Origin of the sequence: Entomomonas asaccharolytica, from assembly GCF_016653615.1 — a bacterium.
Taxonomy (GTDB): domain Bacteria; phylum Pseudomonadota; class Gammaproteobacteria; order Pseudomonadales; family Pseudomonadaceae; genus Entomomonas; species Entomomonas asaccharolytica.
In genome coordinates, this window is record NZ_CP067393.1 from 2,003,769 (window position 1) to 2,029,830 (window position 26,062).

Sequence of the window (26,062 nt, forward strand, 5' to 3'; positions counted from 1 at the left end):
TCAATTAGCACTTTAATAATACTTAAGCAATATTTCTAATAGCTATCATATAACTATGATTGAAACACTTTATATAGGTAGTAGATTAATCAACTGAGCTTAATCCAAACTTAATATAGGCTATTAATTGATTGTTTTAAATTGGTATCTACCTTCATTAACCGATACTCGTAACGGTTGATGTGTGGTGTTAAAAGTATCATAGCCCTGTTTTAAATTTAACCAAAAACCATACCAAGGGTGCTTTTTCATTTTGCGCATATTATTATCAGTTAAGGCAAAAGGATAAGCATGCACCTGTATACCCGTCTGGCCATTAGCAAAAGCTTTATACATTAAGGTATAAATTTCGGACATACGGGTATTAGTCATGGCATAGCAACCTACTGACGCACACTCACCATGTACCATCAACAAGCTCCCTGTACGATTATAATAACGATCGTATTGATTGGGGTAACCAATATTAAATGACAGAAAATAACTACTATTAGGATTTAAAGCACTGGCAGGTACGGTATAAAACCCTTCTGGTGCTTGATGATCGCCATTTTTTAGTTTTGGCCCTAGTTTGCCTGAGAAACGACAAATGGCATAGGTTTTAAATAATACATATTTATTATCTTTTTTTATCCACACTTCTAAAATTGAGGGCACTTTAAAAATACGAATTAAAATAGGACTCCCTAACTGTAAACCTCTCCCTTCAAGTTGTCTTTTTAAAATGGGGGTATATTGATTGATAACATTACTGGCGCGCGTACTGTTGGGGATATTTGGGATAGTATTCATGGCTAATGTGATATTAGCTTGTTTATTATCTACAGCATAGTCGCCAATCTCTTGTGATGCTTCTTTTGCGGGAGGCAAAAGCTGGCTAACGGCTCTATCATTCACTACTAAACTTTTGCCAACAGGTTGTGAAGCAGGATCATCCAACCATTGTGCCTGTATAGGCGCTACCCATAGACTCGTCATTAGTAAACTGACGCTACCTAAAACTGCTAAGCCCTGCTTTATTGCACACTGTTTAAATATCATATCCTTAATTACGACCACTGAATCAACCAACTCACCTATCCAAAACTAACAGATTATTAGCTAGCAAGTTACAAATACTTATATCTAATAAAATATTAGCACTATCATTTAGATCATTATAAGGAGTTGCATCAATTTGTCTCCAGTCTTTTTTTATCAAAATTATTTATCATCAGCGTTTAATCTGGCATAATTGAAAAATTTTCTTAATTAGCAATCATTTTTAATATAAAAGGGTCGGGATAGACCGACAGGAATTCCACATGAGTCAAACTACCATTTTCACCGATATTAGTATCGCACAACTTATTGAAGAAGCTATTCAACGTAAGGAAGGTGAATTTGCCGCTAATGGGTCATTAGTGGTTCAAACGGGTCGTCGTACAGGCCGCTCCCCTGCTGATCGCTTTATTGTTGAAGAACCAACTACAAAAGATAAAATCGATTGGGGTACTGTTAACAAACCCTTTCCAGCAGATAAGTTCGATGCTCTTTGGCAACGTGTAGAATCTTATATTAGCGAACAAGACCACTTTATTTCTCATGTCCATGTAGGCTCTGATGTTAACCATTACCTACCTGTTAAGATGACTACAGAAACTGCTTGGCATAACCTATTTGGCCGTGCTTTATTTATTAATCCAGAACAATATAACCCTCATAACCTAGATGAGTGGCAGGTATTAAATGCGCCAAACTTTGTTTGTAACCCAGAGCGTGATGGTACAAATTCTGATGGCGTTGTTATTCTTAACTTTGCTCGCAAACGTGTATTACTAGCAGGTATGCGTTATGCAGGGGAAATGAAGAAATCTATGTTTGCCGTGCAAAACTACTTATTACCAGAAAAAGATGTATTACCTATGCACTGTGCTGCCAACATGGGTGAGCAAGGTGATGTGACATTATTCTTTGGTTTATCAGGTACAGGTAAAACCACCCTTTCTGCCGATGAAAGCCGTTATTTAATTGGCGATGATGAGCATGGCTGGGGGGTAGGTACAGTCTTTAATATTGAAGGTGGTTGCTACGCTAAATGTATTGATTTAACTGAAAAGAATGAACCTGTTATTTGGAAAGCTATTCAGTTTGGTACAGTATTAGAAAATGTGGTATTAGACCCACAAACACGTCAACCAGATTACACCGATGATAGCCTCACGCAAAATACCCGTGCTTGCTATCCACGTGACTTTATTGCTAAACGTGCAGAAGAAAACAAAGGTGGTGAACCTAATGCGGTTATCTTCTTAACCTGTGACTTAACAGGCGTTTTACCACCTGTTTCTATCCTTAATAATGAACAAGCCGCTTATCACTTCTTATCAGGTTACACTGCATTAGTTGGCTCTACAGAAATGGGCTCAGGCAGTGGCATTAAATCTACTTTCTCTACCTGTTTTGGTGCGCCCTTCTTCCCTCGTCCTCCACGTGAATATGCAGAACTTTTAATCAAACGTATCAATGCATTTGGTTCTAAAGTATACCTTGTCAACACAGGTTGGACTGGTGGTGGCTATGGCGTAGGTAAACGTTTTAGCATTCCAACAACACGCGGTGTTATTGCTGCTATTCAAAGTGGTGCGTTGATTGGTGCTGAAACGGAACATTTAGATATTATCAATCTGGATGTACCTAAAGCAGTGCCAGGCGTTGAAACTGGTCTACTTAATCCACGTAACACATGGGCTGATACAGCTGCTTACGATGAAGCAGCACGCGAACTTGCTAGCAAATTTATTGAAAACTTCAAAAAATTTGAAGTGTCTGATGAAATTCGCAATGCTGGCCCTAAGTTATAATAGTTTTCAGCTAAATAAAAAGCCCTCTTTATAAGAGGGCTTTTTTATAGCAAGTAAATTTATTATTTGTCTTCTAAATAATTCTTTATAAAATCAATACGCTCTGCAACTGAAACTTTAGGTAGCTGTATCAGGGTATAGCCTAATTGCATATAAACATCTCTCATTACTTCCGCAGTCAATTTTGCTTCTTCGTGTGTTTGTTTACGTTCAGCATCCTGTTCAAATATTTCTGGCCAGTAAGGAGCAATAAACACATTTCGATTATACAAATAACTCTCCGCTGCTTTTTTAATAGGTAGCGGAACTTCCCTATTAACTGTGATTAAATAACCACAAATATCTGGAATTCCCCTATCAAAAATTACAGGTGAGGGTTGTTGCTTTGCTTCATTATAGGAGCATACATCTTTAGCAAGCATTTGTTCTGCAAAGGCTAACGGATTTACCCACGGTAAAGCCTGCCCCGCTGTTTGTAACTGCTGTTGAATGACTGCGCGACCAGACTCTGCTTTCACCGTATAAGACTTCACTAACTCGCGAATAAGTGTCGTTTTACCAGAGCCTGGCCCACCTGTAATAACAAATAAATGGTTAGTATCCTTCATCATTAATTATTAACAATCCAATTATTCTGACAACCCTTAAATAAATCCAGCTTAGGGTTATATACTTCAGTTGATATATTCATGGCACCCAGCACTGTATGAAACAGATTATCATGAGAGGCTTCATTATTTTTAGCATTAGTTAGCATACACGACTTATCTATTTTATTATCTACTAAAAAATCTTTTGATAACCAGAAAATCATCGGAATATGGGTTTGCTCTTTGGGTGCTATACTGTAAGGCATGCCATGTAAGTAAATACCACTCTCCCCTAATGACTCACCATGATCAGAGGCATAAAGCATAGCGGTTGTAAATTGTTCCGAATGCTTCTTCAATAACTCAATCACCTCATTTAATACATAGTCTATATTCACAATAGTATTATCATAAGCATTGACTAACTCTTCTCTACTGCATGTTTCTACCGCATTGGTACTGCATGCAGGGGTAAACTTCTCTTGTGCTTTTTGATAACGTCGATAATACGCAGGACCATGACTACCATTGGTATGTAATACAATCACTGTATCCTCTTGACGCTCATTAATATAATTATCTAAATCATCTAATAAATAAGTGTCATAACATAAACCATCAGGGCAAGATTCTTTTGGATAAATATCTTTTAAACGTACAGAAGGAACGCGATCACAAACGCCTTTACAACCACCATCATTTTCTTTCCAAAGAATATTAACCCCAGTTCTATTCAAAATATCTAATAAATTATCCTGCCGCTCTGCCACGCTTTCTTTATAGCGATTCTTGGGCATTACCGAGAACATGCAAGGCACGGAAATAGCAGTGGCCGTACCACAAGAGCTTACTTGTTCAAAATTAATAATATCTTGCTGTTTTAATAAGGGATTTGTTTCTTTAGCATAACCATTTAAGGAAAAATTCATTGCCCTTGAAGTTTCGCCCACCACAATAATCATTAATTTTTTCTTATGATTAGCTAATTGTTGACGTTTAGCATCTTCACCAACATTGATAAAAGGTAACTTCTTTTTAAAGATATCTTTGCCATAGCTCACTAAGCCATTAATATAATTACTGGGTGTAATTAATTTAGTAATTTGGTTATTAGTTTTTTCTCTAATAAAAAAAGCATATTGGTTATACAGCGGATAGGACACAGCCACTAACAAAACAACTGATAAGGTAATATTAGCTAACCGATAGGCTGTTGATCTTACAAAAGAGATTTTATTGATTTTAACAAATATCACCAAGATACTGGGTAATACTGCAAATATTAATAACCAAATAACTAGCTTAGCTGTAATTAAAGCCCCTGCTTCCTCTGGATTCGTTTGCATGACATTCTGTATCATATCCTTATCAACATAAATATTATATAAATAAGAGAAATAGTTAGCGCCAGCGCTACAGAACAGCAAAATAATAATTAATGGTTTTCTTAAAAAACCCACTAAAATAATTGAAAATAGAATATTCAAAAAGCATAAGATAAAAACAAAAAAAGAGCCTACTAACAAATAGTCTGTAAAGCTATCCATCTCTAGCAATTGAATGGTTTTAGAAAAAAAAGCAATATTTTGCAAAAGTGCAAAGAAAATAGCGCAAGCAATAACAAAAACTAAACTGTTACAAGATAGTCTTTTTAAATTAAACATATTAAATAATCCAACATATTAGTGAACATCAACTAACGAAACATAGGTTAATCCCAGTGATGACAGAAGATAGCAGACGATGTGTCAAAAATATGTTTAGGGATTGTCAAAAAAAAATTTAAATGACAAAAAAAATAATGGGCCATTATTTATAGTTTTTTTAGGCGATTTTAGAGCAACAGAATAACTTAAAACGGTTTATCAATAAGACAATATTAAGCAATGAAGTGTAAAAATAGAAAGCTACCGCTTTCTATTTTTAGAAACTATTTATGATGATTTTCTTGGTTATTTTCTAAGGTTTCAAATAAAGCTATTTGTAATCTTGAATGGATTTTTACAAACCAACGCCAAAGCACTAACGTTAAAACAGCAGTGACCGCCACTACAATAATCAATGTTTCACGGGAAGGTAAAATAGTTGAGGATAAGGCTGATAATAACACTAAAATAGCAATCATCGATAACGCAGGTATAACCTCCGCAATTACCCGTTGTAGTTTGACATTACTGCCTTTTAAGCTCATTTCTGCCAATAGCATGGATAATGCTTTTAATTTACGGTAGGCAGCGATTAAAAAAGGTAATGATAAAATCATTGCAACACCACAAATAATAGCTTTACGATAATCAACTTTGCTAACCCAATGACCTAGCCATTCGCTAATAGGCCCGACAAAGTAAGCTACCGCCAAGAAAATAGCGATTACTAAGGAGAGATTAATCCCTACCTGCATAATGATTTTACGGATCATACCTGCTAGCACCGCTTTATCACCATGCAATCGAATATGATCGACCCATTCGGTATAAGCAGTAAATACTTTACTAATAGGTGCAGGGATAACTTTGGCTAAACCTCTTGATAGTGGATCTGCCAATTTTATTGAATAAGGGGTGGTTAAGGTAGTAATCACTGATACTGCTACCACAATAGAATAGAGGAAATCACTGGTAACCCCTAAACTCATCCCTAAGGCAGCGATAATAAAAGAGAACTCTCCAATCTGAGATAGCCCCATACCTGCTCTTAAGGAAGTTCTGCCATCATTGCCTGTAATAAAAGCGCCTAATCCACAAGAAACAAATTTACCAACAATTACTGCCGCAGCAATAACAAAAATTTCTAATGAATAAGTTTTAAGGATCGAGGGATCCATCAACATACCAATAGTGACAAAGAATATAGCACTAAATAAGTCACGAATGGGCTCAATAATACGTTCTATTTGAGCCAATTGTCTGGATTCTGCCATAATGGCGCCCACTAAGAAAGCACCTAACACGACACTGTAATCAAGGGAAATAACCACTAAACAAAAGCCAAAGCAAATGCCTAATACCGTTACCAACATCACTTCATCACTTTGGAAACGTGCAATATAAGAGAGTATGCGTGGCACCATGATAATCCCTATCACTAATGACACCACCATAAACAGTACTAACTTACTAATGGTTGTCATCACATTAGCCGTGTCAATTTCTCCGCCAGAAGTAGCTATACCAGACAGTAAAGCAATAATGCCAATGCCTAAAATATCTTCCACAATCAATGCCCCAAACACCAATTGGGCAAATCGTTCATGTTTCATTTTTAGGTCATTTAGTGCTTTAACAATAATCGTGGTAGAAGACATGGCCAACAATGCACCTAGGAATAAGGTGTCCATTTTTCCCCAGCCAAAGAAACGTCCAATTTCATGGCCTAACCAAACCATTACCACAATTTCCAATAGCGCCACTGTAAAAGCGGTAGCACCTACTGAAAATAATCGTCGAATACTAAACTCTAAACCTAAGCAGAACATCAGAAAAATTACCCCTAACTGGGATAATGTCTCAATACTATCTTGATCGTGAATAAGCCCTGGCTTCATAAAATAAGGGCCGATAAGAAAGCCAGCCACCATGTAACCTAACACAATAGGCTGTTTTAGACGGGTAAAAATAACAATCGTTACGCCTGCAAATAGCATAAGAATAGCCAAATCTTGGAGAAAACTGGTAGCGTGGTGCAAGATGGCCTCCTAAAAAATAAAAAAACTTATACTATTTATAAATAAACTAAGGCGTGTATTTTAATAGAAAAGTACACAACAAATAAATTGTTGATAGAAAGAATTTTAATAAAAATAATGCTATTAAGTATATATTATTAACTTATTTACAGTATTATTCTTTTTTTAACAAATAGCTTACTTTCCTATTCTACAAAAAAAGCAAATAACCTTTATACTATATTTTAGACTATATGCTTAGATTCAACGTTGAAAATGATCGATAATACGCCACTTATAAGCCATTTTAAATCCATCGCCAATTACTCACCTTATGCTACTAAGTTAGGATTATCCGAGTGATCAATCTTTGGGTGTATGCTAGTTTATTTTTTGTCGCATTACTGGCGGCAACACTGTTACCTTTACAATCAGAAGCGCTGTTAATAGGTTTAGTGTTAACGGACAGCCAACCTATTAGCCTACTTATTATTGTAGCCACACTAGGTAATGTACTGGGTTCAACCATCAACTGGTATTTAGGGCGAAAGCTTGAGCAGTTTAGCAATCGATCTTGGTTCCCTATAAAACATGAAACATTAGTGCGTGCTGAAGTTTGGTATCACAAATACGGTGGTAAATGGTCTTTACTACTGAGTTGGATGCCTGTTATTGGTGATCCAATCACCATGATAGCAGGTATTATGAGAGTACCCTTATGGTTATTTTTGACCATTGTCACTACCGCTAAACTGGCACGTTATTGTGTATTAGTTGCCATTACACTAGGCTTATTTAGTTAATTTAACCTCTTTTGTTGCATTAGTCAGCTTAAAACCAACACAAAATAATAAAAATTTTAATAATTTATTTTCCAAGGAAAATGAATTTAATGTTATTAATAGTATCTATTGAACCCATAAGCTTAGCTATTTTTATATTTTTTTAGGAAATCGGTTAAAAATGCAAATTCCAAATAATTCAGAACTGTTTATGTCGGTACTGATGACGCCAGATATGGCGAATTTTACAGGCAATGTTCATGGCGGTACTTTATTAAAATTATTGGATGAAGTGGCCTATGCTTGTGCTAGTCGTTATGCTGGTTGCTATGCTGTCACTCTTTCAGTGGATCAAGTAATGTTCCGCGCCCCTATCCATGTGGGGGAGTTAGTCCACTTTCTGGCCTCAGTAAACTATACAGGTAATACCTCAATGGAAATAGGTATCAAAGTGGTCACAGAAAATATTAAACAGAAAAAAATACGCCATACCAATAGTTGTTTTTTTACCATGGTTGCTATGGATGATGATGGCAACCCTTGTCAAGTTCCGCCTTTAACACCCTCCACTAAAGAAGGCATAAGACGTTTCCATCAAGCGAAGAAAAGACGTGAAATTCGGCAAAATCTCGAACAACAATACGAAAATATGAAGAAAGAATATTTGCCGTAATATAATGATAAAAAAATAAATATTATTCTATAGTATTTAACTATAGAATCTTGTTATAAAATAAGCTAATTTTATAACTTTAACATCATTCTAATAACTCTATTCATTAACACTGGTGAAGTAGTCTTTGCTAACTCACTGGTGGTTTTTGTTTTTATATTATAAAAGGGAGAATTTATGGAAACACCGTTAATAGCAACCATTTCCGTTGGTTTTGTTTTAGCGCTTATTCTAGGTGCTATTGCACATCGCTTAAGAATATCTCCTCTAGTGGGCTATCTTATTGCTGGCATTTGTGTTGGCCCTTATACACCATTCTTTGTGGCGGATGGTCACCTTTCCCACGAAATTTCAGAAATTGGTGTAATTTTGCTGATGTTCGGTGTTGGTCTACATTTCTCCCTGAAAGACCTTATGTCCGTTAAAAATATTGCTATTCCCGGCGCGATTGCCCAAATCACCCTAGCAACACTCATGGGCATGGGGCTTGCTTGGTTAATTGGTTGGAATTTTGGAACGGGTTTAATCTTTGGTTTAGCTCTTTCTGTTGCTAGTACCGTGGTGTTATTAAGGGCTTTAGAGTCTAGACAATTAATTGATTCCCGTCGCGGTAAAATCGCCGTCGGTTGGTTAATTGTTGAAGACCTTGTTATGGTATTAGCCCTTGTACTTTTACCTGCTCTAGCTGGTGTATTAGGTGGTTCTGCTGGCGATATTGCTGCCGATGCTGCCCATAATCAAGATTTAGCTGATGCCGCTATTACTGCTGTAGCAGACACTTCCCCTGCTCAAATGGGAATTGTTATGCAGCTTTTAATTACCTTAGGTAAGGTAGCTGCCTTTATCGCCTTAATGATTCTGGTTGGTAGAAAAGTAATTCCATGGGTATTAGAACGTGTTGCAGGTATGGGCTCAAGAGAGCTATTTACCCTATCGGTACTGGCTATTGCGATGGGTATTGCTTTTGGTTCTGCTGAACTATTTGGCGTATCATTTGCTCTTGGTGCTTTCTTTGCTGGTATGGTACTCAATGAATCAGAGCTGAGCCATAAAGCGGCTGAAGACTCTTTACCGTTCCGTGATGCCTTTGCGGTATTGTTCTTTGTATCAGTAGGTATGTTATTTGATCCTAAGGTATTGGTTGAACAACCTGTTATGGTATTAGCAACCTTACTGATTATTGTTATTGGTAAATCTATTGCTGCTTTTGTTATCGTTAAAGCCTTTGGCAAGCCTACCCATACTGCACTTACTATCTCTGCTAGCTTAGCCCAAATCGGTGAGTTCTCTTTTATCCTTGCAGGGTTAGGGATGACTTATCATATACTTCCTAAAGAAGGGTATGATCTGGTATTAGCAGGTGCTATTTTATCTATTTTAATTAACCCCATATTATTTGTATTATTGGATCGCTTCTACGCAACAGCAGACAAAAAAGAGGCTGCTGTAACGGCTACCTCTACGGAAACAACAGATACTACTACCACTGACCTTGGTTCAGATGCAGTACCTCAAGCAGCAGTAGCTGAAGAAGAAAGTGATGATATTCAACCAATCACAGAAACTCAACATGCTATTATTGTGGGTTATGGCCGTGTTGGTGTGTTGACTAGCCAATATTTGCATGAAAAAGGTGTGCCTTTTGTGATTATTGAAGACGCCCATGTACGGGTAGACTCAGCAAGAGAACTGGGCTATACCGTGGTTGAAGGCAATGCAGCTAATATCAATATATTGCAACGTGCTAATATTGAACAAGCGCAATGGTTATTAATCGCTGTTCCTAATGGTTTTGAGGCAGGCCAAATTGCTGAACATGCGAGAAACTGTAATGCATCGCTCGATATTATGGCACGTGCTCAAACTGAGGCTGAACAGATTCACTTAGAAGAACATGGTTCTAATTTTGTGGTGATTGGTGAACGAGAAATTGCGCGTCTTATGGAGTCACGTTTACTTAAATCTGTATCAGAACAACAGATCAATATCTAACATATTAGGCAAAGGGCTAAATAATCATAGCCCTTTGCTCTATAACATACTTTTTAATATTAAAAGACTAACGTTCTATTTACAGAATTTAGTAGAATTAGCCCGTTTATCACTTCCATTAAGGAAATCCTTTTAGATGTTACGTCGTTTGTATGAGTGGACTATGCGACTCGCAGAACATCCTCGCTCTGAATGGGCATTAGCTGGGGTTAGTTTTGCAGAAAGTTCATTCTTTCCGATTCCACCTGATGTTGTATTAGCGCCAATGATTATGGCCAACCGTAAAAAAACGTGGCGCTATTTCTTTATTTGTACCCTTAGCTCTGCACTGGGAGGTATTTTTGGTTATCTAATCGGTATGTTCCTGATGGATACTGTAGGCCAGTGGATTATCAACCTCTATGGTTTACAAGACAGTTTTGAAACCGCCAAAGAAAAATTTAATGAACTTGGTTGGTTAATGGTACTTTTAGGAGGAGGTTTTACTCCTCTGCCTTATAAAGTAATCACCATTTTAAGCGGTATTACCCAACTAAACTTTTTAGTATTTGTGTTAGTGGGTACTTTCGCTCGTGGTACCCGTTTTTTAATTACTTGTAGTGTGCTTTATTGGCTAGGTCCTAAAGCTAAGCAAATAATTGAAAAAAGATTAGGACTTGCCTTTACTGCGCTTGTTCTTATTATCGCTGGTGGTTTATATTTAGCGAAATACGCATTTCACTAGGATACTCATATGCTATCACCGCTTGAACTAACCATTATCATTATTGTTGCTATTGGTTTATTGTGGTGGTGGCGTATTCATGGTCAAAGAGATTATGCGTTACGCTGTATTAAACAGCACTGCGAAAAACTTAACCTTACCTTACTGGATGGTTATGTTGCTTTAAAAGCTATTACCTTTAAACGGGATGGCTATGGCAAATTAAGATTTGCCAGAATTTACAGCTTTGAGTTTACGGTAACGGGTGAGCAACGTTACACAGGCACCATTACTCTATTTGGTTATCATGTTGGTAGCATTGACTTACCACCCTATCCTTTTAACCCACAACAAGCTGAAGATACACAGGGTAGCATTGTTGAAAATAGACCTCATCCTACCTTATTAACCTTAGATGATTATAAAAAGCGTAAAAATACTTATGAAAAAGATTAATTTAAACTCTTTGGTTTTATTATTAACTGCTGGCTTACTAACAGCTTGCACTTCCTCCCCTATTCCACAACCTACTGCTGATACGGCTATTGTAGAAATGTATGCACAACCCAGTAGAAGCCTTATGGCTGACACTTTAGACCGTCAGCGAGTAAATGATGGTCGTTACTTCAAAGTACCTGCAGGCAGCCATCGCTTAGCGGTTCGTTTTCAATATGAGACAGCAGAAGTAACAGGTGTGTTCCGCGATAGAGGTTATATCACTTGTTTAATGAGCTTTAACTATGACTTTGAAGCAGGTGTTAGCTATCGTCTAGAAGCACGACCTATGGTGACAGGCGCACAACTTCTGATTAGCAAAGGTGATAACACCAAGCTGTTTGATTTTTCTGAAGTCGATGTTAGATGTGGCCCTTATTAATTAAATCTAAACACAAAAAAACCGTCATCAAATGACGGTTTTTTTATAGCTATAACTATTTCTATATAATTTTAGACAAGGCGAATGGCTGAAGACATTACACTATAGTACGGCAAAGCCATTCAACGACGTATAAAAATATAGCGTAATAGCTATACAGTATTATTTTTCTACCATTGGCACTTTCACATTACAGATAATTTCTAATTTCTGGTTTGCAGTAGAAACTGTTAAATTATCATTTTGTGGAATGCCTGAAAGTGAACCTTGATCTGATGCTGTTAAAGGCTTACTTGCAGTGATTTGGTGGTAGCTACCATTTTGATCTTTTAATTTATTAATATTAACTGTAGTAAAATCTATGCCCACAATATTTACTGGTGAGTATAGGGTATAAGACATTTGATGGTCATTATTAATACCAATGGTATTACTGGTCATATTTTGAGAGTTATTTGCAAATAGCTGTGATACTTGATCGATATAATTGCTATACACATTAACTGCTGCTACAGGATCTTGTACAGGTGGTACATTCTGACATAACACATTGGCTACAATTTGCATTCTATCACCTGCAGAAATTTCTTTAACCGTCTCTGTTACAACATGTTCAGTCGTTGTATGGGTAGTTTGCGAGGTAACGTGTTCTACTGGAGCAGGAGAAATTTCACGAGTAGTTGTGGTAGTTGTAGTAGTTTGTGCAAGAGTTGCTGTACTAGTCACCGCTAGAGCCAAAGCACAAAGCATAGATGAACGCATGGTGGAACTCCTTAAACCTAATAAATAAAAGTAAATAGTCACTTATCAGATTACAACAAGTCATATCACACGTTAATGCTACCTTAAGGTAATAAATTGATGAATTACCCTGTTTTTAATAACATTTAATTACCAACATTCGCTTACAAATGGGTGTATTAATAGTTACTGATTAACACCCAAGCCCATGGCTTGTAAAATAAACCAGTGCTTTAATGGCGGTACAAGATTTGCCCCTGCTACTCCAAGCCCTAAGAAACGACCGAATTTTAGGATAGGTTGTTTATTTGAGAATAGACGGGTGAGTTGATCAGAAAAACCAATAATAAGGTGTTGATCGCGTAGTCTTTGTTGCAGGTATTGCTGTAGGGTTGCAAAGTCGCCTAGAGGTTTATCCGATTTTATTAATACTTGGGCTAATGCCCATGTATCCCGTAATGATAAGTTATAGCCCTGCCCAGCTACGGGGTGCATACCGTGTGCAGAGTTACCTAATAATACTAAATGAGGTCTTACTTGTTCTTGTGCTTCGCTTAACACTAACTGGTAATTATGACGCTCACCGATACGTTTGAATTGCCCCATACGGTTGCCAAAGGCTTTTTGTAATTCAATTAAAAAGTCTTCATCAGATAATGCTAATAATCTTTCTGCTTCTTCGTGTTCGCGCGTCAATACTAGCGCACAGTTATTCTCTGCCAAGGGTAGTAATGCAATGGGACCTTGCTCGGTAAAACGCTCAAAGGCGCGTCCCATATGGCGGCAACCTGGGGTAACATTAGCAATAATAGCTGTTTGCCCATAAGGCGTGCGTTTAACATGTATACCTAGTTGATTACGTAGATCAGAGCGCCCACCATCGGCTAGCACCACAAGATTAGCAGACAGTTTTTCATTATCATCTAAAATAACGTCATAACCTTCGGACTTAGGTATTAATTTACGCACTTCAGTATCATATTGGCAGTGAAGCACCTCTGTATCTATCGCTTCTAGTAAACACTTACCAATCCATGCATTATCAATAACGTAGCCAAAAGCAGGCATATTTTCTTGCTTAGCATCTAGATTAACTGTAACTCCATGTCCCCGTTCAGAGACTTGAATATGGGTAATGGGTTCTGCTCTTTTGGCAAGTTCATCCCATACCCCTAGTTGATCATAGATAAGTTTTGAGCCATAAGAAATAGCTGAAGAGCGTGCATCGTAACTCGGCTGATAGTTACCATCGATAGAATAAGGTTCTATCAATTTAACTCGCCAACCGCGCTCACGTACTGCTGTTTGCAGACATAATGCTAAACTCGCACCAACTAAACCTCCACCAATAATGACGAGATCATTTTGCTGCATGTTTTTTCTCCAGTCTATATTTCAATGTTAACAAGCCATTAATGACTCAATTTCGGCAATCGTTTTTGGTGCATTAGCAGTCATCACGCGATGGCCTTGTTCAGTCACTACTACATTATCTTCAATACGAATGCCTATGCCTCGCCATTTTTCAGCAACCTTTGTATTATCAGGTGCAATATAAATACCCGGCTCAATGGTTAGTACCATACCCGCTTCAAATGGACGACTTTGTTTATTAATGCGATAAGCACCCACATCATGCACATCGAGTCCTAACCAGTGGCCAGTACTATGCATGTAAAATTCAGTATATGCTTTGTTGGCAATCAATGTTTCAACATTTCCCTGTAAAATTCCTAACTCCACTAATCCTTCAGTGATTATTTTAACGGCTATATCATGGGGCGCTTGATAGGGCTTATTAGGTGCTACTTCGCCAATGGCGGCCATGTTAGCTGCTAGTACAATTTCATAGAGTGCTTTTTGTTCGGCTGAAAACTTGCCTGTAACAGGGAAAGTACGGCTAATATCACTGGCATAACAATCAACCTCACAGCCCGCATCAATCATTACTAGATCACCTGCTTTTAACTGTGCGTTATTATCTTGATAATGCAAAATACAAGCATTGCTGCCACTGGCTACAATCGAGTTATAGGCCACTAAGCGCGCACCACCTCTACGGAACTCATATTCTAAAGCCGCTTCTAGGCTATATTCATAGAGACCTGCTTTACTTTCTTGCATTGCTCGAATATGTGCTTTGGCAGAAATATCCATGGCATATTGCATAACCGCTAACTCTGCTTCACTTTTATGCAAGCGCATTTCATGCAAAATAGGCTCTAATGCTTTAAAAGTAGTAGGCGCTACTGCATCTTGTTTTGCTCTACTGCGCACCACCTCTACCCATTTGCGTAGTTGTTGCTGAACATCGTGTTGGGTGGCGATCAGGGAATAAACTTTGCTACGTCCATCTAATAAAGTGGGCATTATCTCGTCAAGTTGTTTGATAGAGAATGCTTGATCCACACCATAATTTTTAATAGCCCCTTCTTGCCCTGCTCGAATGCCTGTCCAAACTTCCAGCAACGGATCACGATCACGGCAGAACAAAATAACTTGGCCTTCTGCTCGATTGGGAACCAACACTAATAATGCTTCTGGCTCTGGAAAACCTGTTAAATACTGAAAGTTGCTATCTTGTCGGTAGGGATATTCCACCCCTTCATTACGCTCGACAATAGCAGCCGCAGCAATCACTGCAATACCATTAGCATCGAGTTCAGCTAATAAACGTTGGCGACGTTGTTGATATTCAGTAGCAGCAATGGTGATCATTATGTATCCTATGGTTAGTGTACAGTTTGTTCTGTGCTAGCTTTACTTTTAAGTTCAGTGGCAACCAGTAATGGCGCAACCCTTAAAAACTCTACGAGTTCTGTATAATCACCTTCACTACGGGCTTCATCTTCAACCGCAATATTTGTATCTAGTTGGGTAATAGAGGCTAAATCTTCTAAAATTTCTAATACTTCTTTAGCTAATTTAGCTGTCTGTTTGACGCTACCAAAACCTGATAAAAAACCGTTGCTCCATTCAGTAAGGGCATTTAGTCGATCACTTAAAGATTCATCATCAATCGGCATTAATAAAGTAACAGCCACACTACCATCAGTTAGCTCTTTATTAACCATTTCTTGTAGGCCCGTGATTGCCTGCTGAATAGCCTCTGTTATCTCGCCTTCTTCTAAAAAAGAGGATAACTCTGGTATCACTTGCGAGGGCTGGCTACTAGCACCTGCCACTGTTCTACCCCATAAGATACCTTGTAGTTCAGCAGGTGTAATAATATGGCCTGCGTCAGTTAATAATTTTGCTAGCCCTGCATAAGCAGAAGATAATGTTTGTGACATAACAGATAATAACTCTTGAAAAATAGGTTATATAGTAACAACCTAGCACTAAGAAACCAACCTCTAAAAGTAGCACAAGCATATTATACAGTAGCTGTAATAGCTATTAATAAGCGATAACAACATACCCGTATTTAGCCTATATACTGCTTTGCTCGCTAGCTAGGTGAATGACTAAGTGACCATGTATTTATTTACAGATTATTGCTTGAAACAGGTGTTATATTTTAATTTAGCCGATTTATCTCAACTACCTATTTCTATGATTAGACTATTATAGTAACAATCTAACCTAACAAAGCTAAAATTTAATTGTATAATTAATGGTTATTACTTAACAGAATGACTATATTGTAGTAACTTGATATATCATTAGTTTAAAAAGTTACCTCTCCCCTGATTGGATAAAATTTATGAAACAACCTGAGACAATGACTGTACATATCTTAGATAAAGAATATCATCTTACTTGCCCAGAAGATAAACGCCTTGAACTACAACAAGCAGCAGACTATCTTGATAAAATGATGCGAGAAATTCGGTCGAGTGGTAAAGCTATTGGTGTTGAGCGTATTGCAGTAACTGCTGCACTGAATATTACTTATGAGTTATTAGAGCAAAAATCCAAAAAAGGGGCTCAACAAAAGCTTTTATAAGCCATTAAATATTTGCTTGCAAAATAGCTTAATGCATTGCAACACAATGGTGATATTACCCATAATTGGTTTAATTAGTGTTTACAGTTGCGCTAATTAGCGTATAATAAAATTAACTCCTCGGATGTTCGTCAATTGGAGACGTCCCTGAGCCGATAATCTTTTAAACGGGGGTTATCAAATGACTGGTGTGCATGTCCGTTTCACGGAAAGCCTAAAGGTCTGCGGTAGCCACCACCTTGAACTTCTGGGTTCAAGGGCTAACCCAATAACGGCATCTTTGGAGCTCTATCTTTACTAAGCCTAATCATTATGACAATTACGGCCGCCACTCTCTCCCCAAAAGCGCTACGCAAATTACTACGCAACCGTAGATGCACACTTACTCCCTTACAGCAAAAAATAGCCGCCAAACACCTATATCAACAAGTTATTCATCACCCATTATTTAGAAAAGCACAGCATATCGGTTTATATATAGCTAATGATGGTGAGATAGACCCTTATCTATTACTAAAAGCAGCACAGCGTTATAAAAAAACTATTTATTTACCTATCTTACAACGTTGGCCTAAGTTTGCTATGGCTTTTCAGCGTATAACTCCTGATACACGTTGGACACTCAATCGCTTTAATATTAAACAACCTGTGGCTAGTTTTCGTCATCAAGTTCATCCTGTAAAACTTGATCTTATTTTAATGCCATTAGTAGGGTTTGATGAATATGGTGGGCGTTTAGGTATGGGTGGTGGTTTTTATGACCGTTACCTCAGTTATTTAAAAAATCGTAAACGTTGGCATAAACCTTATTTATTAGGCTTAGCCCATGAATGCCAAAAAGTAGATAAATTACAATTAAATAGTTGGGATATTCCTGTACACGCCATTGTGACAGATCAACGTTGGTATACTCAATAACGCTTATTTTTAAAATAACGAGAAATTAATATGCTAATTATTTTCGGTGGTTTACCCGCCACAGGTAAAACAACCATTGCCCAAGCCCTTGCTAAGCATATAAAAGCCACCTATTTACGAGTTGATACGATTGAACACAGCATAGCATTAACTGGAAAAGTATCTGCTGATATGGAGGATATGGGTTATCGCATTGGCTATAGTCTAGCAACAGAAAACCTAAAACTAGGCAATAGTGTGATTGCTGATTCGGTTAATCCGCTAGATCTTACCAGAGCAGCATGGCGTAACGCGGCTAAATTAGCTGCTAGTGAATATTTAGAAGTGGAAATTATCTGCTCTGATAAAACCATTCATCAACAACACGCAGAAAATCGTTTAACTGATATCCCCAACTTTACATTACCTACATGGCAAAAAATTACTGATCGTTACTATCAGCCTTGGCTTAATAAACCACTCACCATAGATACTGCCACCACTTCTGTAGCACAAGCAGTAGACCTTATTCTACAATACCTTAGTAAATAATTAGATGTGGGTAATTTTTTTGATGGAAGACTTTAATAATACAGCACTAAAAAAGCTTTATTAAGCTTTTAGCACTATACAAAAGGTATTTAATAAAGGACGATAAATAGTTATTATTAGTGATAATACATAGCATTATCATAACTCACTTTCGTTAAATCAATCCTAATATTATCTTTGGCTTGGGTTAAAAATTTTTCAGCTAACCACTGTTCCTTATTATTAGGATTAGGTTGTAATAACATAGGCTGTGCATTTTTAATACGCGGCCCTTCTGGCATGCCACCTTGTAAATACTTAATCACTCGCCATACACCTGAGTGAGCAATAATCAATGGGAAGTCGTAGTGGTTTAAAATCTCGCTAAGTGAAGCTGCTACTCGCTCCATAAAATCTATCCATGCTTCACCTTTGGCAGGCGTTGCAAAATAATCTCTTTGCTCAGGGATAGGAGTACCTTCTAAACGCCCCCAATCACGTTCATTAAGCCCTTTAAAAATGGTAAAAGATTGATTAGGTAATGCTAATTCAGCCGTCATTTGGGTGCGTCTCAAAGCACTGGTAGCAATACATGACCATTGATATTTAGCTAATAGCTCACCGCAATCAATGGCTTGATTAACACCTGTGGTATCCAGCAACATATCCAGACTACCGCACACCATATGTTTTGAATTAGCGTCTGTTTGTGCATGCCGCATAAACACAAAGGGTTTACGAGGTAAAGTTAGTTTTTTTATTGTCATAAAAACTCCGTTATTGTTTATCCAAAATAGTTACTGCTTTTAAATAAAACCCCATCATTGGTTTTATTTTCTATTAGCATAAACAAGGTTTATGTCAGGAGTATGACAACCTAAAAAGTTAGTTACATTTTTTTGATAACGATGGCTAAACGTGTACGCTGTAAAGTTTTTACTTATAGTTTATTAGGCGGTAATTTTGACACCTAAACCCGTTGGCTTCACTAAATAAAACTGGATATTCCAGCGATGTAACATTGCCACCTGTTTCACAATAGAAATACCTAGCCCACTGCCTGTTATATCCATCCCTGCGGGTCTATAGAAACGCTCTCCCAAGCGGGCTAAGGTTTCCTTATCAACACCCTGTCCATTATCTTCAATAGTAATCACCCTACTATTTTCGGTAATTGTTATTTGGCTGTGCTGAGGGCAATATTTAATGGCATTATCAATTAAGTTACGAATCAATAGTGAAACAAATAAAGGGTTACCTTTACACTGGGTATTTTTATTAATCAGTTGATATTTAATACTGATCTGTTTTTTATTTGCCAATGGCGTTAATAAATCAATTTCAGAGGCGATTAAACCCTGCCAATCAATCGGCTGTTGCTCGGTTATTTTTGACTCTGCATCAAGCCTTGATAAGGTTAATAGTTGATCAACCAGACGACTCGCTCTGTCGATGCCTGTAATTAAATTATTAAGCGCTGTTTTTTGTTGTTCAGAATTTATGGCGGAAATCTGTGCCACTTCTGCTTGAATTCTTAATGCGGTTAAGGGTGAACGCAATTCATGGGCAGCGTTTTCGGTAAAACGTCTTTCCCTGATAATCATGGCAGAAATTTTATTAAATAAGGAATTAAGGGCGGCTATAAAAGGTTTAATTTCTTTTGGTGCATCCTTATCTATAATCTGCGTTGAGTCATCAGGTTGTCTTTGTTGTAATTCTTTGGCTAATTTATTTAAGGGTAATAACTCACGGGAAATAGTGATAATAGTTACTATCATTAAGATAGTAATCATAATCAGCCAAGGTAACGCTTGTGCAATGGCCATTCGTTCTGCCATTTCTTCACGGTATTCATTCTCTTGGCCTACTGCTATAATGGTTTTGTTATCGTGCGTCCTGAGCCAAATAATTCGCCATTCTTTAGTATCTTCCATATACACAGGGTCTGCTTGTTGCAGCACTTTATTATTAAATATAAAGTCCTCACCATCTTCATCATCGTGCAGAATCATTTTTCCATATTGGTTAAAAACCGCAAAGGATAAAACATCGTCATCATAGTCAAAACGTTTTATAGCTTTTGAATGGACTTCAACTATTTGTGATTTTTCATCGTCATTCTGTGATAGATCATTTAAATCTAATGAGGCTAGGCGTTTAGCAAAAAGTACTTGTTGGCTATCAAAAACTTCTTTTAATATTTTTCTGGATAGTACATAGGTAATACCTGTGGCAATGCTCCAAGTAATCACAATGGTAATACAAAAATAAATAATAAATCTAAATTTTAAACTGAGCCTTTTCATTGCTCATTTCCTAGAATATAGCCTGCACCATACACGGTTTTGATTATTTTATTACCTAACTTTTTACGTAAGTTATGGATATATACATCCACCGTATTACTGCTTACATCAGTATCCCAAGAATACAATTTTTCTTGTAATAATTCACGAGATAACAGTCGATTAGGATTAAGTAAAAACAGCTCTAAGATATTCACTTCTTTAGTGGTTAAGGAAACCGATTGATTATCACGGGTTACTTGACGGTTGGCAATATTAAGACGAATATCTTCATAGACTAATTCAGAGGAACTTTGTCCATGGGTACGCCTGATAATAGTTTGTAAACGTGCTGATAATTCTTCTAAAGCAAAGGGCTTACATAAATAATCATCAGCACCACATTGTAGCCCTGTGACCCGTTGCTCTATGGCATCTCGTGCAGTCAAAATAATAATAGGTTGTTGCAGGCCATTTTTACGCCAATAAGAAAGAATTTGCATACCATCTATTTTAGGTAAGCCAAGATCTAAAATCACTGCATCATAATCAGCCGCTAAAAGTGCCTGTTGCCCTTGTGAACCATCTGTAAACCAATCTACTGAGTAACCATAGGCTGTTAATCCTACCTTAATACCATCGCCGATTAATTTATCATCTTCAATCAGTAAGATTCGCATAGTTATTTTTCAATCAAATATTATTAGTCATCAATAAGCATAACTTATCTTGAATAATAATTATACAGGGTGATGGAGAGCCCCTATGATAGGGGCTTGCCAAAGCTGAGAGATTATTAGCTTTATTAAGACAGGGATTATCTTAATAACTAAATTTTCTTGATGCTTTTAACATCAATCTCAACTTTTCCCCAAGGGCTGTCTTTATCCACTTCACCAATGATTTCAACAGTATCTGTAGGGGCTACAGTTAAGCCGTACCAAAGATCATTGTCTATTTCAACAACCACTTTACCAGTACTGTCTTGGAAAGAGTATTTGTCTTCCCTGATATGTTGAACAATGTTGCCTCTCAACGTTACATAACTATCATCTGCTAAAGATTGCGCTTGTTTAACCGACATTAACTTAGCAGATGTATTGGCTGGCCCAGTGTAGCCACCTGCATTATTTGCTGTACTAGCACCTGTAAAACCATCCGCTAAAACAAGGGAACTAGAAGCAACTAATAAACTAGCTAATATATATTTTTTCATGTTGACACTCTCTTATAAAAATTGATTTTATAGTGATAAAGGGCTGTTCCTTTATCTGATGAGGTCATTAAAACAGAACATTATTAAGGAATTATTAAGTATTTATAATTTTTCTAAGCGTTAAAATAGTATCAACATTAATAATATAAAGTTGTATATTCTGTATTGTCTAATAGGTAAGCAAGATAAGGCTTAGCTGTTTATTTTTTAATTTCAGTAAGCCTTATAACACAGAATGATTAGTTAATTAGCTGGCCTTTTTCATTCCAAATTTTACAGTTAGTAGGAATATTTTTATTAAATTGGCACTCTGATTCTTGTAAACCATTAATATGCCATCTTTTCCAAAGACCTTCTTTTTTACCTGCAATATAACTACCTTCTGATTTTCTTGTACCATTATCATACCAAGACTCGCAGAACGTAGGATTATTCTCTAAAAAGCCACACTTTTTCTCTAGCTGACCATTGGTATACCAACTATTCCATACGCCTTCTTTCTTATCATTCTTAAATATACCCGCTATCTTTTTCTGGCCGTTGTTATACCACTCTGTGGATTCGCCATTTCTTTTATCGTTCTCATAAGCAACTTCTAATTTTTTCTGACCATTGTCATGCCATGCATAAGTAAAACCTTCTAATTTACCGTCTTTAGCATAGCGTTGAATTTGTTTCTCGCCAGAAGGGAAATAACGAACAAAAAACCCATTAATAACACCGTTTTTGTATTCGACCTCTTGCTTTTGTAGCTGATTATTTTCTTTAAGCCAAGAAATTTGTAGACCATCGATTTGATTATTTTTATAGGTTGCTTCAAAGCTCTTTTGACCATCTTCAAACCATTTAGTCACTATGCCTTCTAACTTATTATCTTGATAACGGTACTGTTCCATTTTATTACCATTTTCATACCACTTTGTTACTAATCCTTCTATTTGATTATCATTGTAACTAGCTTGTAGTTTTGGTTTACCAGATAAATACCAAATTTTTGCTGGCCCTTCTATAACGCCCTCAACAAAATTAGTTTCAGATTCGAGTTGGCCATTGGCGTACCATGTTCTAAAAACTCCATCCATCTTATTATTTTTATAGTTAACTTCAGATTTTTTTTGACCTGATTCATACCATACAGTAGCAGTCCCTTCTAAAAGCCCTTTATTGTAATGAGATTCCATTTCTTTTTGGCCATTTTCATACCACTGTACATAATGTCCATCTATCTCTCCCATTTCTTCTGCCATAAAGGAGTTTAGATTTTTAACTTTGGTAAATCGCGCAGCATCAACTTGTTTTTTATCTGAGGCGGTATAGAAATCTTGAATTACATAAGTATCTGCTGCCTCTTTTTTTATTAGTTTACGATAGAATTTACTCTGCTCTTTACTTGCAACAGGTTTACCCTCTTCATCGAAATAGCCAATAATCGTATTCTCTTTAAGGAGAGTATTTACTGGTTTCGCTGTCTGTTCTGTTTGCACCTGCGCACTGGCAACAGTAGGTGCTATTAATAATGCTAGACTCAATCCCAAAATAAATTTCTTTACCAATTCCATAATTTATTACTCTCCAAAAACATTTATTACTTTTAGACACTATCTCAACGTTTTTTATCCTTACGTTTTTTCTCTGCTTTTTTATGATGACTCATTAAACGGCGCTTTTTATTCACTTGCCTTTCGGTAAGGGTATTTTTCTTACCTTCATATGGATTGACACTGCCCTTATATTCAATACGAATAGGTGTACCAACCAGTTTTAAGGCTCTTCTAAAGGTATTTTCCAAATAACGTGTATAGGATTTAGGTACTTTTTCTACCTGATTACCATGAATCACAATAAGCGGTGGGTTTGCTCCGCCAAGGTGCGCATAACGTAATTTAATACGACGACCATTGACTAAAGGTGGTTGATGTTCCTGCACCGCATCTTCTAAAATTCGCGTTAGCTTACTGGTAGGCCAACGAGTAACCGCAGAAGCAAAAGCAGTTTGTACAGATTTATAGAGGTGCCCAACCCCTGTACCATGCAATGCAGAAATAAAATGGATATCCGCAAAGTTGACAAACATTAAACGACGTTGTAGCTCTGTTTTAAGGTAGTCGCGTTCAGAGGCTTCCATACCATCCCATTTATTCAGCGCAATCACTAAGGCACGACCTGTTTCTAATACGAAACCTAATAAGTTAAGGTCATGCTCAACTACACCTTCTCTGGCATCCATTACAAAGATCACCACATTGGCATCTTGAATAGCTTGCAAGGTTTTAATAACGGAGAATTTTTCAACAGCTTCAAAAATTTTGCCCCGTCTTCTAACCCCCGCTGTATCAATAAAGGTATATTTTTCTTCATCACGGGTAAAAGGAATATAAATACTGTCGCGGGTAGTACCTGCTTGGTCAAACACTACCACGCGTTCCTCACCTAGCATACGATTGACTAAGGTAGATTTACCCACATTAGGACGACCAATTATCGCTATTTTAATACCATCTTTTTCACTAGGGCCAGGTACACGGGGAGTTTCTTCCGTTTCTGGCACATCAGTAACCGCTTCTTCCCTTTCTTCACAATCGCTATTTGCTAGCATTTCTGTCAAGATGGCTTCTAGCATGGGGTTAATACCACGACCATGAGCCGCAGCAATGGCAAGGATAGTTTCAAAACCTAATGGGCTAAATTCTGCTTGTACATAATCAGCATTAACCGCATCTATCTTATTAACCACTAAGTAAGTTTTTTTATTACGTTTACGTAGGTGATCCATAATTAACTGATCACCACCTGTTAATCCATCTTTGGCATCCACCATAAATAACACAACATCTGCTTCTTCAATAGCCAGCAATGATTGTTGTGCCATTTTGGCATCAATACCTAATTCTTCACCAGATAAACCGCCTGTATCAATCACGATATAAGGTTTACCTTTCCAATGAGCTTCGCCATATTGACGATCACGGGTTAAGCCTGCGTACTCTGCTACGATAGCACTACGCGACTTAGTAAGACGGTTAAATAAAGTTGATTTACCAACATTTGGACGGCCTACTAGGGCAAGCACAGGAACCATATTAGGTCTCCACTGGGTAAGAAGCACACTCGCTTCTAAATAAAAACACAAAAGCCGCTCCTTGCATACGCACAGGTAACGGCTCCATAATTATAAATAGTAGTTATTTAATTGTTAAGGCAACTAATTTACCACCATTCCCATATACATACATTATATTATCTACTACTAATGGTTGTACACGAACACCATTACCATCTATTTTACGACGCGCTACAAAATGACCATCGAGTTGGCTCATTAAATGTAAATAACCTTCAAAATCGCCTACTGCTACATAGTTATAAAAAGTGGCAGGGCCTGATAATTGACGACGTGCTAATTGCGAGTTAGCCCATAACTCACTGGAGTTACGTTCATCAATCGCTTGTACTGTACCATCTGCTAAACTTAAGAAAGCAGTGCCTGAATTTTGTCCTACCCCTGTATAGCTAGAAGCAATTCGTTGCCATAAAATACGACCTGTGGTTAGTTCTAAAGCAGCCATTTGACCTTGATAGGTTACAACATACAAGGTATTGCCTGATACTAATAATTTGCCATCAATATCCACCATACGCTCTAATTCTGAACGCCCTTTAGGGATTGCAATTACCTGCCCCCATAATGGAATGCCTTGTTTAGCATCTAAGGCAATAAGTTGACCTGTAGATAAGCCAAATACTGCTATATCCTGCGTAATAATGGGCGTACTACTACCACGTAAGGTTAAAATAGCAGGGTAGTTATCATAACGCCATAATTCGTTGCCCGTTATAATATCAAAACCAAACAAAGTATCAGCTGCGGTTTGTACTACTACTTGATTACTGTTAGTAACTGGCGCTGATAATATTTCGCTGTTTACATGGCCTTTCCATCTAATATCGCCTGTGCTACCTTCAAGGGCTATCACTTCACCCTTTAAAGTACCTAGTAACACAACGCCATTGTTAGCTGATACACCACCTGAAACAGGTAACTTTAATTTTTTCTTCCATTTAACTTTGCCAGTATAGCGATCCATCGCCATTACAATACCTTCAGCATCAGCCGCATAAATTGTGCCGCCGTCTACTGCTGGTGTTAAGCGATTATAGAGATCGCCTTGGCCATCGCCAATAGAGCGCGACCAAGAGACGCTTAAGTTAATTTCTGGATTAAATTTTACTAGCTTAGCTGGTGGTAACTCTTTAGGACTACTGCTACATGCACTTAACACTAAGGCAACTGAGCAAATAGTTAATAATTTGCGCCACAT

General features: G+C 37.4%; 25 protein-coding genes and 1 other RNA gene. 11 read left to right on the forward strand and 15 right to left on the reverse strand.

The window, feature by feature from the left end:
- Nucleotides 1-123: 123 nt before the first annotated feature.
- Nucleotides 124-1,041: a L,D-transpeptidase family protein gene (locus tag JHT90_RS09245; protein ID WP_201090493.1), complete on the reverse strand. Its 918-nt coding sequence runs from the start codon at nt 1,039-1,041 to the stop codon at nt 124-126.
- A gap of 263 nt (nt 1,042-1,304) precedes the next feature.
- On the opposite strand from JHT90_RS09245, the gene JHT90_RS09250 reads away from it, so the two are divergent.
- Nucleotides 1,305-2,843 (forward strand): phosphoenolpyruvate carboxykinase, encoded by a 1,539-nt coding sequence (locus JHT90_RS09250; protein ID WP_201090494.1) that lies wholly within the window; start codon nt 1,305-1,307, stop codon nt 2,841-2,843.
- 62 nt (nt 2,844-2,905) lie between these two features.
- Here JHT90_RS09250 and JHT90_RS09255 read toward each other — a convergent pair whose 3' ends face one another.
- The 3 genes from JHT90_RS09255 to JHT90_RS09265 form a co-directional block, all read right to left on the reverse strand.
- Nucleotides 2,906-3,454 carry an AAA family ATPase gene (locus JHT90_RS09255; RefSeq protein ID WP_201090495.1) on the reverse strand — a complete coding sequence of 183 codons (549 nt, stop codon included), beginning with the start codon at nt 3,452-3,454 and terminating at the stop codon, nt 2,906-2,908.
- Nucleotides 3,454-5,097, reverse strand: coding sequence for a phosphoethanolamine transferase EptA (gene eptA / locus JHT90_RS09260; protein WP_201090496.1), 1,644 nt, complete (start codon nt 5,095-5,097; stop codon nt 3,454-3,456). The genes JHT90_RS09255 and eptA overlap by 1 nt, the downstream gene beginning before the upstream one ends.
- 266 nt (nt 5,098-5,363) lie before the next feature.
- Nucleotides 5,364-7,076 (reverse strand): cation:proton antiporter, encoded by a 1,713-nt coding sequence (locus tag JHT90_RS09265; RefSeq protein WP_201095825.1) that lies wholly within the window; start codon nt 7,074-7,076, stop codon nt 5,364-5,366.
- Between the two features lie 380 nt (nt 7,077-7,456).
- Here JHT90_RS09265 and JHT90_RS09270 point away from each other — a divergent pair, with 380 nt between their 5' ends.
- From JHT90_RS09270 to JHT90_RS09295, 6 genes are all read left to right on the forward strand, one after another.
- The gene (locus tag JHT90_RS09270; RefSeq protein ID WP_201090497.1) at nt 7,457-7,900 is read left to right on the forward strand and encodes a YqaA family protein; all 444 of its coding nucleotides are present in this window, start codon (nt 7,457-7,459) and stop codon (nt 7,898-7,900) included.
- Nucleotides 7,901-8,060: 160 nt separating this feature from the next.
- Nucleotides 8,061-8,552, forward strand: coding sequence for an acyl-CoA thioesterase (locus tag JHT90_RS09275; protein ID WP_201090498.1), 492 nt, complete (start codon nt 8,061-8,063; stop codon nt 8,550-8,552).
- 177 nt (nt 8,553-8,729) lie between these two features.
- Complete coding sequence (locus JHT90_RS09280; protein ID WP_201090499.1) at nt 8,730-10,544, forward strand: cation:proton antiporter domain-containing protein; 1,815 nt, start codon at nt 8,730-8,732, stop codon at nt 10,542-10,544.
- Between the two features lie 136 nt (nt 10,545-10,680).
- Entirely contained in the window at nt 10,681-11,268 is a 588-nt protein-coding gene (locus tag JHT90_RS09285; protein ID WP_201090500.1) for a YqaA family protein, read from the forward strand.
- Between the two features lie 9 nt (nt 11,269-11,277).
- Nucleotides 11,278-11,703 carry a DUF3301 domain-containing protein gene (locus JHT90_RS09290; protein WP_201090501.1) on the forward strand — a complete coding sequence of 142 codons (426 nt, stop codon included), beginning with the start codon at nt 11,278-11,280 and terminating at the stop codon, nt 11,701-11,703.
- Nucleotides 11,690-12,124, forward strand: a complete 435-nt coding sequence (locus JHT90_RS09295; protein WP_201090502.1) for a PA0061/PA0062 family lipoprotein — start codon at nt 11,690-11,692, stop codon at nt 12,122-12,124. The genes JHT90_RS09290 and JHT90_RS09295 overlap by 14 nt, the downstream gene beginning before the upstream one ends.
- A 162-nt stretch (nt 12,125-12,286) precedes the next feature.
- Here JHT90_RS09295 and JHT90_RS09300 read toward each other — a convergent pair whose 3' ends face one another.
- From JHT90_RS09300 to JHT90_RS09315, 4 genes are all read right to left on the reverse strand, one after another.
- Nucleotides 12,287-12,886 carry a hypothetical protein gene (locus tag JHT90_RS09300; protein WP_201090503.1) on the reverse strand — a complete coding sequence of 200 codons (600 nt, stop codon included), beginning with the start codon at nt 12,884-12,886 and terminating at the stop codon, nt 12,287-12,289.
- 165 nt (nt 12,887-13,051) lie between these two features.
- Complete coding sequence (ubiH, locus tag JHT90_RS09305; protein ID WP_201090504.1) at nt 13,052-14,239, reverse strand: 2-octaprenyl-6-methoxyphenyl hydroxylase; 1,188 nt, start codon at nt 14,237-14,239, stop codon at nt 13,052-13,054.
- A 27-nt stretch (nt 14,240-14,266) separates the two neighbouring features.
- On the reverse strand, nt 14,267-15,583 hold the full coding sequence (pepP, locus tag JHT90_RS09310; RefSeq protein ID WP_201090505.1) for a Xaa-Pro aminopeptidase: 1,317 nt from the start codon (nt 15,581-15,583) through the stop codon (nt 14,267-14,269).
- A gap of 14 nt (nt 15,584-15,597) precedes the next feature.
- Nucleotides 15,598-16,158, reverse strand: a complete 561-nt coding sequence (locus tag JHT90_RS09315) for a UPF0149 family protein (RefSeq protein WP_201090506.1) — start codon at nt 16,156-16,158, stop codon at nt 15,598-15,600.
- A gap of 413 nt (nt 16,159-16,571) precedes the next feature.
- On the opposite strand from JHT90_RS09315, the gene JHT90_RS09320 reads away from it, so the two are divergent.
- The 4 genes from JHT90_RS09320 (at nt 16,572) to JHT90_RS09335 (ending at nt 18,263) form a co-directional block, all read left to right on the forward strand.
- Complete coding sequence (locus JHT90_RS09320) at nt 16,572-16,814, forward strand: cell division protein ZapA (protein ID WP_201090507.1); 243 nt, start codon at nt 16,572-16,574, stop codon at nt 16,812-16,814.
- A 113-nt stretch (nt 16,815-16,927) separates the two neighbouring features.
- Nucleotides 16,928-17,104, forward strand: a non-coding RNA gene (gene ssrS, locus JHT90_RS09325) — 6S RNA.
- Between the two features lie 22 nt (nt 17,105-17,126).
- The gene (locus JHT90_RS09330; RefSeq protein WP_201090508.1) at nt 17,127-17,732 is read left to right on the forward strand and encodes a 5-formyltetrahydrofolate cyclo-ligase; all 606 of its coding nucleotides are present in this window, start codon (nt 17,127-17,129) and stop codon (nt 17,730-17,732) included.
- A gap of 30 nt (nt 17,733-17,762) precedes the next feature.
- Nucleotides 17,763-18,263: an AAA family ATPase gene (locus JHT90_RS09335; protein ID WP_201090509.1), complete on the forward strand. Its 501-nt coding sequence runs from the start codon at nt 17,763-17,765 to the stop codon at nt 18,261-18,263.
- A 116-nt stretch (nt 18,264-18,379) separates the two neighbouring features.
- On the opposite strand, the gene JHT90_RS09340 is transcribed toward JHT90_RS09335, so the two are convergent.
- From JHT90_RS09340 to bamB, 7 genes are all read right to left on the reverse strand, one after another.
- On the reverse strand, nt 18,380-19,009 hold the full coding sequence (locus tag JHT90_RS09340; RefSeq protein WP_201090510.1) for a histidine phosphatase family protein: 630 nt from the start codon (nt 19,007-19,009) through the stop codon (nt 18,380-18,382).
- 183 nt (nt 19,010-19,192) lie between these two features.
- Nucleotides 19,193-20,548 carry a quorum sensing histidine kinase QseC gene (gene qseC / locus JHT90_RS09345; protein WP_201090511.1) on the reverse strand — a complete coding sequence of 452 codons (1,356 nt, stop codon included), beginning with the start codon at nt 20,546-20,548 and terminating at the stop codon, nt 19,193-19,195.
- On the reverse strand, nt 20,545-21,207 hold the full coding sequence (locus JHT90_RS09350; RefSeq protein ID WP_201090512.1) for a response regulator: 663 nt from the start codon (nt 21,205-21,207) through the stop codon (nt 20,545-20,547). The genes qseC and JHT90_RS09350 overlap by 4 nt, the downstream gene beginning before the upstream one ends.
- Before the next feature lie 149 nt (nt 21,208-21,356).
- The gene (locus tag JHT90_RS09355; protein WP_201090513.1) at nt 21,357-21,743 is read right to left on the reverse strand and encodes a YgiW/YdeI family stress tolerance OB fold protein; all 387 of its coding nucleotides are present in this window, start codon (nt 21,741-21,743) and stop codon (nt 21,357-21,359) included.
- 239 nt (nt 21,744-21,982) lie between these two features.
- Nucleotides 21,983-23,302 (reverse strand): toxin-antitoxin system YwqK family antitoxin, encoded by a 1,320-nt coding sequence (locus tag JHT90_RS09360; RefSeq protein ID WP_201090514.1) that lies wholly within the window; start codon nt 23,300-23,302, stop codon nt 21,983-21,985.
- 44 nt (nt 23,303-23,346) lie between these two features.
- On the reverse strand, nt 23,347-24,822 hold the full coding sequence (der, locus tag JHT90_RS09365) for a ribosome biogenesis GTPase Der (RefSeq protein ID WP_201095827.1): 1,476 nt from the start codon (nt 24,820-24,822) through the stop codon (nt 23,347-23,349).
- A 103-nt stretch (nt 24,823-24,925) separates the two neighbouring features.
- Nucleotides 24,926-26,062: an outer membrane protein assembly factor BamB gene (gene bamB / locus JHT90_RS09370; RefSeq protein ID WP_201090515.1), complete on the reverse strand. Its 1,137-nt coding sequence runs from the start codon at nt 26,060-26,062 to the stop codon at nt 24,926-24,928.